General features: G+C 60.5%; 13 protein-coding genes. 2 read left to right on the plus strand and 11 right to left on the minus strand.

Going from position 1 to position 12,859, the window contains the following annotated elements:
* Positions 1 to 106: 106 nt before the first annotated feature.
* Positions 107 to 1,135 carry an AraC family transcriptional regulator gene (locus G5V57_RS01680; RefSeq protein WP_165165903.1) on the plus strand — a complete coding sequence of 343 codons (1,029 nt, stop codon included), beginning with the start codon at positions 107 to 109 and terminating at the stop codon, positions 1,133 to 1,135.
* A 15-nt stretch (positions 1,136 to 1,150) separates the two neighbouring features.
* On the opposite strand, the gene G5V57_RS01685 is transcribed toward G5V57_RS01680, so the two are convergent.
* The 6 genes from G5V57_RS01685 to G5V57_RS01705 form a co-directional block, all read right to left on the minus strand.
* Entirely contained in the window at positions 1,151 to 1,666 is a 516-nt protein-coding gene (locus G5V57_RS01685; RefSeq protein ID WP_165165904.1) for a hypothetical protein, read from the minus strand.
* Positions 1,663 to 2,349 carry a hypothetical protein gene (locus G5V57_RS01690; protein WP_165165905.1) on the minus strand — a complete coding sequence of 229 codons (687 nt, stop codon included), beginning with the start codon at positions 2,347 to 2,349 and terminating at the stop codon, positions 1,663 to 1,665. Before G5V57_RS01690 ends, G5V57_RS01685 begins: the two co-directional genes overlap by 4 nt.
* 80 nt (positions 2,350 to 2,429) lie before the next feature.
* Entirely contained in the window at positions 2,430 to 3,254 is an 825-nt protein-coding gene (locus tag G5V57_RS01695) for a phosphotransferase enzyme family protein (protein WP_246737488.1), read from the minus strand.
* Positions 3,170 to 3,427, minus strand: coding sequence for a hypothetical protein (locus tag G5V57_RS34090; protein ID WP_246737775.1), 258 nt, complete (start codon positions 3,425 to 3,427; stop codon positions 3,170 to 3,172). The genes G5V57_RS01695 and G5V57_RS34090 overlap by 85 nt, the downstream gene beginning before the upstream one ends.
* A gap of 3 nt (positions 3,428 to 3,430) precedes the next feature.
* Positions 3,431 to 4,741, minus strand: coding sequence for an aspartate aminotransferase family protein (locus G5V57_RS01700; protein WP_165165906.1), 1,311 nt, complete (start codon positions 4,739 to 4,741; stop codon positions 3,431 to 3,433).
* Positions 4,742 to 4,971: 230 nt separating this feature from the next.
* Positions 4,972 to 6,201, minus strand: a complete 1,230-nt coding sequence (locus tag G5V57_RS01705) for a DegT/DnrJ/EryC1/StrS family aminotransferase (protein WP_165165907.1) — start codon at positions 6,199 to 6,201, stop codon at positions 4,972 to 4,974.
* Positions 6,202 to 6,362: 161 nt separating this feature from the next.
* Here G5V57_RS01705 and G5V57_RS01710 point away from each other — a divergent pair, with 161 nt between their 5' ends.
* On the plus strand, positions 6,363 to 7,172 hold the full coding sequence (locus G5V57_RS01710) for an aspartyl/asparaginyl beta-hydroxylase domain-containing protein (RefSeq protein ID WP_165165908.1): 810 nt from the start codon (positions 6,363 to 6,365) through the stop codon (positions 7,170 to 7,172).
* 481 nt (positions 7,173 to 7,653) lie between these two features.
* On the opposite strand, the gene G5V57_RS01715 is transcribed toward G5V57_RS01710, so the two are convergent.
* From G5V57_RS01715 to G5V57_RS01735, 5 genes are all read right to left on the minus strand, one after another.
* On the minus strand, positions 7,654 to 8,688 hold the full coding sequence (locus G5V57_RS01715) for an extracellular solute-binding protein (RefSeq protein ID WP_165165909.1): 1,035 nt from the start codon (positions 8,686 to 8,688) through the stop codon (positions 7,654 to 7,656).
* A gap of 16 nt (positions 8,689 to 8,704) precedes the next feature.
* Entirely contained in the window at positions 8,705 to 9,517 is an 813-nt protein-coding gene (locus G5V57_RS01720; RefSeq protein ID WP_165165910.1) for an ABC transporter permease, read from the minus strand.
* Entirely contained in the window at positions 9,510 to 10,436 is a 927-nt protein-coding gene (locus G5V57_RS01725; RefSeq protein WP_165165911.1) for an ABC transporter permease, read from the minus strand. The genes G5V57_RS01720 and G5V57_RS01725 overlap by 8 nt, the downstream gene beginning before the upstream one ends.
* 2 nt (positions 10,437 to 10,438) lie before the next feature.
* Complete coding sequence (locus G5V57_RS01730; RefSeq protein WP_165165912.1) at positions 10,439 to 11,536, minus strand: ABC transporter ATP-binding protein; 1,098 nt, start codon at positions 11,534 to 11,536, stop codon at positions 10,439 to 10,441.
* A gap of 249 nt (positions 11,537 to 11,785) precedes the next feature.
* Positions 11,786 to 12,595, minus strand: a complete 810-nt coding sequence (locus G5V57_RS01735; protein WP_165165913.1) for a peptidase C39 family protein — start codon at positions 12,593 to 12,595, stop codon at positions 11,786 to 11,788.
* Positions 12,596 to 12,859: the final 264 nt, after the last annotated feature.

The raw sequence follows: 12,859 nt of genomic DNA on the forward strand, positions 1-12,859 counted from the left end.
TCCTCCACTCTATGGTGTCCCTGATTTTAACGCGCAGACCTCTGAGAAGTTGCCTCGCCGCTTTTTCCATGTCACGCTGCCGCCCAAAGAAAAATAAGGGCGTCTTATGCGGCCTAGGGAAGAAAGCGCCAATCCGGGGATCCTGGCCTCGGCAGCGACCGGCATCGCCGATCATATCGCGCGCTGGGGCGGCGATATCGACCGGGTCTGCGGTGCGGCGGGCGTCGATCCAGCCTGCGTCGGGCAGCCCACTTTGAGTCTCGAGCTTGCCGCCTTCTGCTCCCTCTTCGAGGAAGCCGCCCGCGATACCCGCAATCCCAATTTTGGCCTTTGGTTCGGCAACAGCTTCAAGCCGCGCGATCTGGGCCTCATCGGCTATACGGCCGTCTCCTCCCCGACGCTTGGCGCGGCGCTGGAGAATTTCGTCGGCCTGTTCGGGCTCCACCAGCAGTCGACCCATATGGCGATCGCCGATGCCGGCAATGGCCTCGCCCGCCTCGAATATCAGATCCGCATGCCCGATATCCTGGCGCGCCGCCAGGACGCCGAGCTCTCGCTCGGCATGTTCCTCAACATCATCCGCGAATGCCTGGGCGCCAGCTGGGCGCCGGAGGAAGTGCATTTCGAGCACCCCAAGCCCGAGGCCTGGCGCGAGCATGAAAGCGCTTTCGACGCGCCCGTTTATTTCTCCCAGTCGACCAATGCGCTGGTCTTCAAGCGCGAGCTGTTCGGGCGTCCGATGCCGGCGCCCGACCTGAAGCTTCTGTCAATCACCCGCATGTGCCTGATGAGCGTCGGTACCCGGCCGGTGCCGCGCCAGACGCTGAAAGACCAGATCCGTTCCGCCGTCCGCGCCCGCCTCGCCGAGGGCTATCCGGCCCTCGAAGCGGTGGCGGAGGCCATCAAGTCCTCGCCCGCCGCCATCCAGCGCGAGCTCGCGCGCGACAATCTCAATTACAAAGACCTGGTCGAGGAGACGCGCCGCGACCTGGCGCTCGTTTATGTAAACCAGCGCGAGCTTCCCTTCTCGGAGATCGCCTTCCTGCTCGGCTACTCGGAACTCTCCGCCTTCTCGCGCGCCTTCCACCGTTGGACCGGCACGTCGCCGCGCAATTACCGGGCTGAGAAGGCCTGACTGTCGGGACTTGTCCTATGGAGTGCTGGGGTTGGTGCCCCGCGTCAGGCCCAGCAGGCCGGCCGAGAACAGGACGATCATTACGAAGTAAAGCGCCCCCAGCACTGTTTCGCGCAAATAGATGGCGGTCTCCTCATAGACGCGCCTCGGATCGCTGGCGAAATTGAGCAGCAGGTCGGTGCAGGTGGCGCTCGGGCTTGTGGCGAGGACCGTGGCAGCTTCTGATTTCAACACCGAACCGATGACGACCCGGCCGGGTCCGACCTCGCATGACCAGACCTGCGACAGGTAAAAATAGATGATGAGCAGCACCACACCCAGGATGAACGGCCCGAAGATGGCAACCCGACTGCTGCTCGGGATTAACCTGGCCAGGAGAGCAGCGGCAACTGCAATTGTCGCCAGGAGCTTCCAGTTGAGCGCGCTGCCTTCCAGCGAATGTCCCGGCGGTGTGTAGATAAGAGGTGTGGCAATCGCCACGGCAGCCACAGCAACGGCATAAGCCCCCTTCCAGATGGCCAGCCACTTCATGGAATTCCGATCTCGATTCTCTCGACGGGTTGCCGGCCCAGGAGCGTGCATCTGTTCTTGATCACCAGCGCGTCCTTGGCGGTGCGGACATGAATGATGTAGTAGCCGGGCGGCATGAAGTCCTGCGTCGGCGTGGTCAGCTTGGGAAAGACCCTGAAGGGCGGGATGGAATCGCCGGTGCCAAGCATATAAAACTGAATGTAGAGGCCGTTGACCGGCTTTCTGTCGTAGGAAGTGATCGTATTCACCTCAACGGCAACGTCTGTGCTCGTTTCGCCGCGCTGCAGTTGAAATTCAATGCCCCAGAGCTTGATCTTGATGTCCTCATGGCTGATCCGGATATAGTCCGTAGCCTTGTCCATGTCTTCTTCAGTGGCGGCTTTACGGAGCGTCGCCGCATCATAGTCGAGCATCTCGCCGTAGAATTTTGAGACTTCGAATTTAGGCAGGTAGCCGACAAGTCGGCTAATGTCATCGCCGAGCTGTTTGATCCATCCACTCTCAGACCGATCGGCGAAACGCGGCAGGAGCTCTTGGGCGGCACCTGTCAGACGAGCTGTGATCTGGGACAGGGTTTCATTGTCGATAAGATCCGGCTTTCCCTGAGAAAACGCGCGTTCACTCGCGAGTGCCAGACTCGCTGCGAGCAGAGCAAACGATCTCCGGCTGATCAGACCCCTCATGATGCCGTCTCGTGGCGTTTTATCCCGGTCCACCCGACCGAAGAACGGCTAGCATTACATATAACGTAAGGGAAATCTAGCTAGCTGAATTTCCGCAGATAGTCCTCGCACAGGGCGACAGTGTCCTGCGTATAGGCAATGCCCATCGACTTCGCGAGATCGGTTTCGGCATGCGACCCGATCCAGGCGACCAGCAGGAGCCGGCGGAACATCACGAAGGTCGGAATCTCGTATTCGTCCTCAGGCGACAGCGTCGCCACGCTGCGATAGCCCTTGACCCAGGCGGCGATCAGCTCAGGCACGTCGGGACGGTGCTCGATGAAGGAAAGCGCGGTCGCGCCGTCATAGAGATACCAGCTGAAGCCGCAATCGTCGAAATCGATGACCTTCGTCTCATCACCGTCGATCAGCAGATTGGCGAGACGCATGTCGCAATGAATGAGGCCATAGCGCTCGGCCCCCTTGCCGAAGGCCAGAAGCCGCTTCTCGATGAGATCGACGGTGCGCTGAAAGAGCCGGGCCTTCCCGGCATCGAGTCCCATACCGTCGCGCCACGAACCCCAATGCTGTACCTTGCCGAAGGCGCCGTCGAAATCCCAGGTCAGGCGCTCGAAGCTCACTGGCCTCTGCCACTGCCGCGCATGCCGGTGCATGCGCGCGGTCGCAGCACCCAGCACTTCGAAGGGCCCGAGCAGTTCGGCTTCGGAGGGCTCGGCGCCCGTTTCCCAGTCGAACAACACGGCATGCCGCTCAGCGAGGCCCGGCAGCGTTATGTTCTGAATGATCTCGCCGTCCTGGCCCTTGATCGGCACCGGCGTGGTCACGGCGCCATCCCGGCGCAGCGCCTGAAGCCAGGCGAGCTCGGAGCCGATGGCGGCCTTCGAGTGATAGCCCTCGCGGTGCACCCGCAGGGCCCATTTCTCTCCCCCGCATCGACGCGATAGGTCGCGTTCTCCGACAGGTTGATCATCGTCGCCCGGGCGCCGGCCGGCAGGTCATAGGTCTTGAGCGCCGCATCGGCGATGCGCTGCAGCTGAGCGAGCTTCTCCCGATGGGTAAGCGTATCCGATGATGACATGTATCAGGCCGCCGACTGGCGCGAATGGGAAGGCTTGGAGCTCGTCATGTAGCTCTTTGCCCGGCCGCCGAACACCTCAGCCTGCGCCTGGGCGACGGAGGTGTCGAGGCGGGTCAGGATCTCGTCGCACATTTCGCGGTCGATCAGGAGACCCGGCTTGAACTGCAGCACCCGCTTGTCGAGCGTCGAGAAGATCGCCCAGATGCCGTTCTGATAAAGGTGCTTCATCACATAGACCGCACCCTGGTCATGGTTGAATTCGAGCCCCATGACGATGCCGCGCTGGCGGATGCCGGTGAAGAAATCGGGATAGTTCGCCTGCACCTGGCGCAGGCCATTGGCGAGATAGGCCGAGATGTAATGGACCTGCGAGCGCGTTTCGGGGCGCGCGCAGATTTCCAGTACCTTGGCCGCGGCGAGGCAGCCGAGCTCGGCGCCGCCGAAGCTCGACATATGGCCGAAGCCGTCCTCGCTCAGCCATTGGCCGGCCTTCTCGCTCACCACCACCGCGGCGATCGGATAGATACCGCCCGACAGCCCCTTGCCGGTGACCAGGATGTCCGGATTAACCCCATAGGTCTCGATCCCCCACATCTCGCCGGTGCGCATGAGGCCGGTCTGCACTTCGTCCGCGATATAGAGCGTGCCGACCTTCTCGCAGGCGGCCTTGATGGCGGTCAGATAGCCGGGCTTCGGCATCGGGAAGCCATAGGTGGCGGGGATCGTCTCCATGATCACGCAGGCCGCATCGCCGACCGCGATGGCTTCGAGCATACGCTCGAGATCGTTGAACGGCACCTTGACCACATTCTCGTTCGACGCCTCGGACAGGAACAGCTTGGAGAAACGATCATCGCCCACCTGGACCGCGAGGCCCGTATGGCCGTGATAGCAGCGCTCGATGCAGATGATCTTGCGGCGCTTGGTGGCGTTGCGGGCGCTCTTGAGCGCGATGTCGATCGCCTCGGCGCCGCCCGAGGCGAAGATGGTGCGCTTGAGGCCCGGCGGCGTCAGCCTTTCCAGCATCTCGGCCACATGAGTGCGCATGATCGACGGGAAATGGTGATTGCCGATGTCGAAATAGGCCATGCCCTCGCGCACCGCCTCGACCACTTCGGGATTGCGGTGGCCCAGCGAATAGGTGCCGCCATTGAGATGGACGTCGATCAGCCGGCGCCCGTCGACATCCCAGAGGTAATAGGCCTCGCGCCGGTCGATGACCAGATCGACACCCATGCGCTGCCATTCCGAGGTCTTGCCGGGATTCCAGAATTGCTTCGACCGGGCGATGAAGTCGTCTTTTTCCTTGCTCATCGAGCGGGGCTCCAAGGGATTCTGCCTGATGGGACCTTAGGCCCTCAGGCCTCGGAGCGGCTTGACAGAAGACGCACGGGATTTGACAGGTTCAAGCGTGATGGCTTGAGTCGCCATCACGCTTTATCTTCTTATTTGCGCATGATCTTTTTGGAAAACCGCTTCCCACTTTTCCGGATCATGCGCATGCGCCGCAAAGCTCATGCGAAACCTGCGCAAATCTTCCTAAATTACTGTTTTGATTCGATCAATTCAGGGGCGACCGGCTTCTCCGCGAGCCGCTTTATGACCTCTGCCTGGCGGACGAGTTCCGCATCCGGCATCGAGTCATAACAGGGAATGACCACGAGATCGCGCATCACACCGGCCGCCGTCCTGGGCTCGAGTTCCGGCCGGTCCTTGGGCGCCGCGATATGCTGCGAGCGCGGCAGGTCGGCGGCATCGAAGCCCTCGGCCCGGAGCCCGTCGATGAATTTGCGCGGCTCCTCCACCAGGAGCGGGAACACCCAGTAGTCGTGATGCACATTGGCCTGCGCCGGCATCGCCACAGCGCCGCCGATCAGATCGCGCAGCGTCTCGCCCTTGCTCGTCCGCACACGGATATCCTGGATGTCGAATTCCTCGAGCCTGCGGTTGAGCAGCGCCAGCATCGCGGTCGAGGGTTGGAAGCGCAGGTTCTTGGCCGTCTTGAGCGGGGCGACATCGCGCACCCGGTCGGCGAGCGAATCCTCATAGTCCTGGCCGCGCGCATTGTAATATTTGTAGATGGCGCCCAGCACCGGCCGCGACGTGACCAGCTTGAGCCCCATGAATTGCAGGATGCGCTTCAGATGTTTCTTGTCGGGCTGCAGCGGATAAGTGGCCTGGATGGCCCGCATGCGGCCGCGCAATTTGTCGTCGCGCACCCGGATCAGGGCGCCGCCCAGCGCGGTCGAGGTCTTGATCGGGCCGAAGGAGAACAGGCTCAGATCGGCCTTGTCGCTGCCCGGATAGGCCCTGCCGTTGAAGGCCTGTGCGCAATCCTCGACCGCGACAATGCCTTTGACCCGCACGAGGTCGAAGAGCGGATCGAGATCGAGCCTGGCCCCGAAGAGGTGCGCAGCGACGAAAACACGTGAACGCGGCGTAATGACCTTCTCGAGCCTTGCGAGGCTCGGGCCCATCGAGCCCACATCGAGTTCGACCGGAACCGGCACTAGGCCGGCATCGCGCACCACCCGCACCATGCCGCGGACATTGAGGGCCGAGAAGATCACCTCATCGTCGGGCTTGAGCTCGAGCGCCTGGATCAGGAGATCGAAGCCGGAGCGTACCGAATAGGCGGCGATCGTGTCATCGGCATCGGAAAAGAAGCCTTCCACCGAGCACCGCAGGGCCTCGCGGTCGTTCGATTTAAAACAGTTCCAGGCTCCCGCCAGGAGATCCCCCCATCCGATCTTGAGTTGCGTTCTGACCCACATTTGCCTAAATACCCTTCGTCAACGGACATCCCTTAGCGCCAGAGCCAGCACGACGCCAGCCCGTGCCAACATCCGTTACACGAGATAAGGTGATATTCCGGGACGGTATGTTATAGGCGGGGAATCCGTTAGGTTACCGTTATTGGTTAAAGAGGACTGCGATGGCCAACACCGAGATGTCGCTCGGCGAAAAATTCAAGAAGGAACGCCGAAAGAAGGTTAAGCGGTTCGGCAAGAATTTCATCCGCGGCCTGGCGAACTTTCTCGGCCGCCAGTCGCTGGTGGGCGATATGCCCGTCCACGACAATAAGGATTTCCCCTTCCTCAAGCCCTTCGTCGACAATTGGGAGGGCATGCGCGCCGAGGTGGTCGAGATCCTCAAGCATCGCGAGGCGGTGCCTTTGTTCCAGGACGTTTCGCCGGACCAGATGCGCATCGCCAAAGGCAACAACTGGCGCACCTTCATACTTTTTGGGTTTGGCGACAAGCTCGAGAAGAACTGCAAGCAGGCGCCGCTCACCACCAAGATCCTCGAGAGCATTCCCAATCTGCAGACGGCGTGGTTCTCGATACTGGGACCCGGCTATCATATCCCGGCGCATCGTGGCGTAACCAAGGGCATCCTGCGCGCCCATCTGGGCCTGATCATTCCGAAAGACGCCGAAAAGTGCCGCCTCCGCGTCGGCGACAAGATCCAGGTCTGGCGCCCGGGTGAGATCTTCGTGTTCGACGACACCTATGAGCATGAGGTGTGGAACGACACCGACGAGGAACGCGTCATCCTGCTGTTCGACTTCGACCGGCCGATGAAGTTCTGGGGCCGCGCGCTCAACAAGAGCTTCGTCTCGCTTCTGAAGCTCACGGCTTACTATCAGGAGCCGAAGAAGAACATGCAGACGATGGAAGAGCGCTTCGAGGCGGCCACGCGCCGCGCCGACCAGAATCTGGAAAAGCTGTCGGACAACGACTAGTTCCAGCCCCGGCACGTCGTCCGGGCTAGCGCGCTTCATGATGAGACTCAGAACTCACCACCATTCGCCTTCTCCCGCTTGCGGGAGAAGGTGCTCGATAGGGCGGATGAGGGTGTTGGTTCAGCTCACGAAAGCTCTTCAAGAGAATAAGATGACGAAGCTTCGATACTTTCGCATGCTTGCGGCGCCAAAGAAGCTGAGAGAACGCCCTCATCCGGCCTTCGGCCACCTTCTCCCGCAGGCGGGGGAAGGGGAAACCAGGTAAGGCCCTGCACGGGTCGACTGAATTTCCCCGGACAGCCATGCGCTTTAGCGGGGAGAGGGTAATGCGGCAGGTGACGGGGAATCGGCAGCGCAGACACGCGCAGCGGTATGAACTTCGTCCGCGCTTATGGAGCGCAACTCCGGTCGGGCTACGCCCTGCCTGCGTCGCGCTCCAAAAGCGTGTCACCACGAGAACGAACTTGAACCTGGCACTGCCCTACTTCAGCAGTTCGGTCCAAAGCTTCGTGTAGAGTTCCTGAACGTCCGGCGGACAGGTGAGGTTGAATTTGCCTGCTGCCTTCAGCTCTTCCGGAATAACGATCTCCGGCGCGCCCCTCATATCTTCCGGCATGAAGGCCTCTGAGCCCTTGATGCCGTTCGCGTAGCGCGCGAAGCCGGACAGCAATGCCGCATTCTCCGGAGCCATGATGAAATTAAGGAAAAGCTTGGCGTTATCGACGTTCTTTGCATCCTTCAGGATCGCCGCATTGTCCATCCAGATTGGATAGCCCTCCTTCGGATAACCGAAGCGGACATCGGGGTTCGCCAGGCGGTAGCGGAACGTCGCGCCATTATAGGCAAAGCCAGCCGAATAGTCGCCCTTCGCGTATCTCTCGATGCTCCCGTAGTCTATGGAAATCCACTTCGGCTTGGCTTCAGCGAGAGTGTCGCGCACCTTCTTCAGCACAGTGAGATCGCCCGTGCACGGCTCGCCGCCAGCATAGGTCACGGCCATATGCATCACGTCGGCCATTTCCGGAACGACATTGATCTTGCCGGCGAGCTCGGCCGGTGGATCAAGGAAGATTGACGAAGTGTTGATGTCGCCCTTGTAGACTTTAGTGTTCACGGCGACACCCGCCGTCCCCCAAAGCCACGGAACCGAGTACTTTCGACCCTGATCAAAGGGCACGCCCACCCACTGGGGATCGACGTTCTTGAAGTTCTCCATCTGGTCGGGACGCGATTCGAGCAGGAGGCCTTCCGATATCCAGACCGGCATGACGCTGGCCGAGGGCACCACGACGTCGAAGCCGTGTCCGCCCTGCCGGACCTTGGCGATCGCCGTGTCGTTCGAGTCGTAATCGGTGATTGTCACCTTGATCTTGTAGGTATCCTCGAACTTCTTGACTAATTCGGGGCTCGTATAATTGCCAAAGTTGAAGATGTTGAGCTCTCCCTCCGCCTTGGCAATGGCGGGAGAGGCAAGCAAGCCGACGGCAAGCGTACACAGTCCTAGTTTCGTTTTCATCAGTCGCACTCCTTTTCTAGTTTTTGCCCTTCCGGGGCGTGTAGCTCAGGAAGAAGATGATGGTGACGATCGCCAGCGACAGGACGAGAAAGACCGTCGCTATGGCGTTCATCTCCGGTGTAGCCACGCGTCGCATTTGCCCCAGCATATAGGTCGGCAGCGTGTCCTGACCGGCCGACTTGACGAACTCCGTGATAACGACATCGTCGAGCGAGACGACGAAGGCGAGCATCAGGCCGGCGAGAATGCCCGGCCAGAGCAGCGGCAGCGTCACGTAGCGGAGTATCTGGAAGGACGACGCGTAAAGGTCGGCCGCCGCCCTTTCCAGCGAGAGGTCCATGCTTTCGAGGCGCGCGCGGATCGGCATATAGGCGAAGGGCACGCAGAAGGCCGAATGGGCAATGATGAGGTAGCCAAGTCCGGAATAGCCGGTCCATATCTTGATGCGCGAGAAGAGGATCAGCAGCGCCACCGCCGTTACGATTTCCGGCACCAGAAGCGGTATATTGATCATCGAATATTTGAAGGTGAGGCCGCGATAGGGAGCGGTTCGGGTGGTGGCGATGGCCGCCAGCGTCGCGGATGCCGTGGCGATAACCGCGGCGACGGAAGCTATCTGGAGAGAGCGCAGCGAGGCCTCGATGACCTTTTGATTGTTCCAGGCGCTCTCGAACCAGCGAAGCGAAAAGCTTTCCCAACCAGCGATCGACGCGCTCGAGTTGAAGGCATAGACGACAAGCGTAGCGATAGGAAGGTACAACAGGAAGAAGCAGAACACTGCGATCGTCGCGAAGCCCGGCTGGCGCTTTATCAGGAAGGATTCAGCCATGGGCGCCACCTCCGGACCTCGATGTATTGCGGACATAGAGGAGCATCGCGACGAGAATGATGATGACAAGGGTAATCGATAGCGCCGCGCCGAGCGGCCAATTTCGTCCCTGGCCAAACTGCAGTTCGATCAGATTGCCGACCATGAGACCCTGGCCGCCGCCAAGAACGCGCGGGATCACGTAAGAGGATAGCGCCGGCACGAATACAAGGATGGAGCCGGCGATGATGCCGGGCTTCACCAGCGGAATGATGATCCGCCATAGCACGCCGAAACTCGACGCATAGAGATCATACCCGGCCTCAATCAGACGGAAGTCCAGTTTTTCAAGGCTGGCATAGAGCGGCAGAACCATGAGCGGCAAGAACACATAGGTCATTCCCAGCATGATGGCGAAGTCGGTGAACATCATCTGGATCGGCGCCGAAGTGACGCCGAGCTTCATCAGGATCGTATTGATGATGCCTTCCGCGCGGATCACTTCCTGGATCGCAAAAGTGCGGATGAGCATGTTCGTCCAGGAGGGGATGGTGATGAGGAACAGCCATAGAGAGCGGCTGCGTGGGGCGCGTGTCGCGATGAAATAGGCTGTCGGAAATCCCAAGACGAGGCAGAGGATCATCGTGGCGAAGGCGAGCTTGGCGCTGCGCCAGAAGATCGAGAAGTGCGCGTCTGCGATCGAGACCGTGCCGTCGAATATATCGCGCGTGAAGAGGACGTCGAACCAGGCCTTCGTCGAAAATTCCCACCTCACGTCGCCATGGCTGCCCGGCGCGAGAAAGGAATAGACCACCACGATGACCAGGGGGCCGGCACCAGCCGCCAGGATGAGGAGAAGGGCAGGCGCGCTGAGAAGCCAACGATCCCGGATTTCCTTCTTCTTCCGTCGTTCGCTGACTTTCTCGGTCCTGATCGACATGACTAGTCCTTCAATATCCGTGCGACGTCGTCATTGACGGCGATTCCGACGCGTTCCTGCCTGGAGAATCCGCATGGGCCGCTCTTGGCGTTCTGCTGGCGCACGATGAATGTGCCGCCGCCATCGACTTTGACGTGGAAATGGTTGTCCGTGCCGAGATAAACGAGATCGTCGAGCACGCCCTCCAGGACGCCCGAGCCCGGCGGGCCGAGACGTGCATGCTCCGGGCGAATGGCGATGGCGACTTTGCCCTTCGGTGTGAGGTCATCCGGATAGGTCGCGCAGATAACTGCGCCGGAGCAGAGCCGCAGGCGAGCCTTGTTGCCGGAGACGGAGAGGACTTCAGCCTCGAGGAAATTGGTCTCGCCGATAAACTCGGCGACGAAGCGTTCGGCCGGACGATCATAGATATCCCAGGGCGTCCCGACCTGGCGAACCGTTCCCGCCGATATGACGGCGATACGGTCGGACATGGCGAGGGCTTCCTCCTGGTCATGCGTGACGAAGACGAAGGTGATTCCTGTTTCGAGCTGCAGTCGCTTCAGTTCTATCTGCATGGATTTGCGCAGCTTGAGGTCGAGCGCAGAAAGCGGCTCGTCGAGCAGCAGCACTTTCGGCCGCGGCGCGAGCGCGCGGGCCAGTGCCACGCGCTGCTGTTGGCCGCCGGAAAGCTGAGTCACCGGATTATCCCCACGCCCTTCCAAATGCACGAGCCTCAGCATGTCCTTGACGGCAGCATCGATCTCCGCCTTCGGCTTGCCGAGCATCCTGAGGCCGAAGCCGATATTCTCGGCGACCGTCAGATGCGGAAAGAGAGCGTAATTCTGAAAGACGGTATTGACCGGGCGCTGGTTCGGCAAAAGGGCGGAAATGTCGGTTCCGTCGAGCAGGATTTGCCCTTCGGTAGGCAGCTCGAAGCCAGCGATCATCCGCAGAAGGGTGGTCTTTCCACAGCCCGATGGACCAAGAAGAGTGAAGAATTCGTTCGAGTGGATATCCAGCGTCACGTCGTTGACGGCCTGGAAAGTGTCGAAACATTTCTTGACGCCGCGCATGCCAATGGCGCCGCCATGGGCTGCGGTCGGCCGGATATCAGTCATCGGCTCCCCGTTTCTCGACCGGCGCCCGAGCTTTCTCTGCCCAATCTGCCGACTGTGTTCTGTTCAGCCGCTGATCGCGGCTTTACGTGGTAGGCTTGTCAGTTCTGTATAAAAACAACCTCGGGCTCGTGCTTTTGATGGGTGCTGCCGATGGGGAAGCAGACTTCTGGAGCCGCGGAGCCGTCTGCTTATTCAGGCTGCCGACGCATAGTGGTCAACGCCATCCTGACATGATTTCGCGTTGTTCGCTCATCGAGACAAGCCTGGGAACCTGTCTATGATGAGAGCCGCCCGATACGGCGTCTCGCCATACCAGCACATTCGTTCAAGCATGGAATCCCGGATCGGCAGATCAACGACATCGACCGGAGCTTCAAGCCCGTCAGGCTGGAACCAAGGGTCGTTGACGATGAAGTGGTCACCATCCACTGCATGTACCAGTATCCAATGGGGTACCACCCGACCGTGTGTCTCCATCTGATCAATCAAGACGATGGCGGTCGAGCCCCTCTCGATCGTTTGCCTCAACTCGGCGATCGCGAACGCACGAATATCCACCTTGACGCCCGCGGCCAATACACGCCGCTTGAACTCAGACTGGACGAATCCGATCAGCTCGCGGTCCTTTTCCGTGTCGTCCCGCTCAATAAGGACAGGATCGTCGGTGCTCATCAGCATGTGCAATCGATATCCACGAGATGCGGCGGCAATGGCCAGACCATATGGATCGCACCCACCGGGCCCGTCCGACGACGCTATGGTCGTCGCCTCGCGCCAAAGCGCCAATTCCAGGGATCGGTCCATGGCCACGGCACTGCTGCAGCTGGCGAAAGCCATCATCAGACATGCCGGTCCGCAGGTAAAACCCGTCGACTGCGTATAAATCGGCACTACGGAGTTTGCCGTCGATTTGTAGTCCCCGATCGAGCGTTGGGAATACACCGCTCCCGGCGCCGCAGGAGGGATCCCAATGAGCGACCGAAAGCTCTCCGGAACGTCGTCTTCCTTGGTATCCGAGCTTATGCGCCACACCCGGACGTCGTTGTCACGCGATGCCACCCTCGGCATCATCTGGATTGATCCACACGCAGGCGATCCTGAGCATCGTGGTCGTGCGACGTCGGCATCCTACAATCAAGCCGACGACGACGGCCCCCTCAAGCGCCGTCCAGACCAGTCGACCGCGTGCCGATAGCGTTGACGCCAAGCGTGCCCTCACTGCTGCGGGCACTGTCGCCGGGACCGAGACTTCCTGGCCATCAGAATGTCGCACGACAATTACGGACTTCGCCATCCTCGCGTCCTTGTGGCCGGACCGACCAG

The organism is Nordella sp. HKS 07 (assembly GCF_011046735.1).
GTDB lineage: Bacteria > Pseudomonadota > Alphaproteobacteria > Rhizobiales > Aestuariivirgaceae > Taklimakanibacter.

Excerpts from the sequence above, each read along its gene's own strand:
- G5V57_RS01680 (WP_165165903.1), top strand. The coding sequence starts at position 107 with ATGCGGCCTAGGGAAGAAAGCGCCAATCCGGGGATCCTGGCCTCGGCA.
- G5V57_RS01685 (WP_165165904.1), bottom strand. The coding sequence starts at position 1,666 with ATGAAGTGGCTGGCCATCTGGAAGGGGGCTTATGCCGTTGCTGTGGCT.
- G5V57_RS01690 (WP_165165905.1), bottom strand. The coding sequence starts at position 2,349 with ATGAGGGGTCTGATCAGCCGGAGATCGTTTGCTCTGCTCGCAGCGAGT.
- G5V57_RS34090 (WP_246737775.1), bottom strand. The coding sequence starts at position 3,427 with ATGTCATCATCGGATACGCTTACCCATCGGGAGAAGCTCGCTCAGCTG.
- G5V57_RS01700 (WP_165165906.1), bottom strand. The coding sequence starts at position 4,741 with ATGAGCAAGGAAAAAGACGACTTCATCGCCCGGTCGAAGCAATTCTGG.
- G5V57_RS01705 (WP_165165907.1), bottom strand. The coding sequence starts at position 6,201 with ATGTGGGTCAGAACGCAACTCAAGATCGGATGGGGGGATCTCCTGGCG.
- G5V57_RS01710 (WP_165165908.1), top strand. The coding sequence starts at position 6,363 with ATGGCCAACACCGAGATGTCGCTCGGCGAAAAATTCAAGAAGGAACGC.
- G5V57_RS01715 (WP_165165909.1), bottom strand. The coding sequence starts at position 8,688 with ATGAAAACGAAACTAGGACTGTGTACGCTTGCCGTCGGCTTGCTTGCC.
- G5V57_RS01720 (WP_165165910.1), bottom strand. The coding sequence starts at position 9,517 with ATGGCTGAATCCTTCCTGATAAAGCGCCAGCCGGGCTTCGCGACGATC.
- G5V57_RS01725 (WP_165165911.1), bottom strand. The coding sequence starts at position 10,436 with ATGTCGATCAGGACCGAGAAAGTCAGCGAACGACGGAAGAAGAAGGAA.
- G5V57_RS01730 (WP_165165912.1), bottom strand. The coding sequence starts at position 11,536 with ATGACTGATATCCGGCCGACCGCAGCCCATGGCGGCGCCATTGGCATG.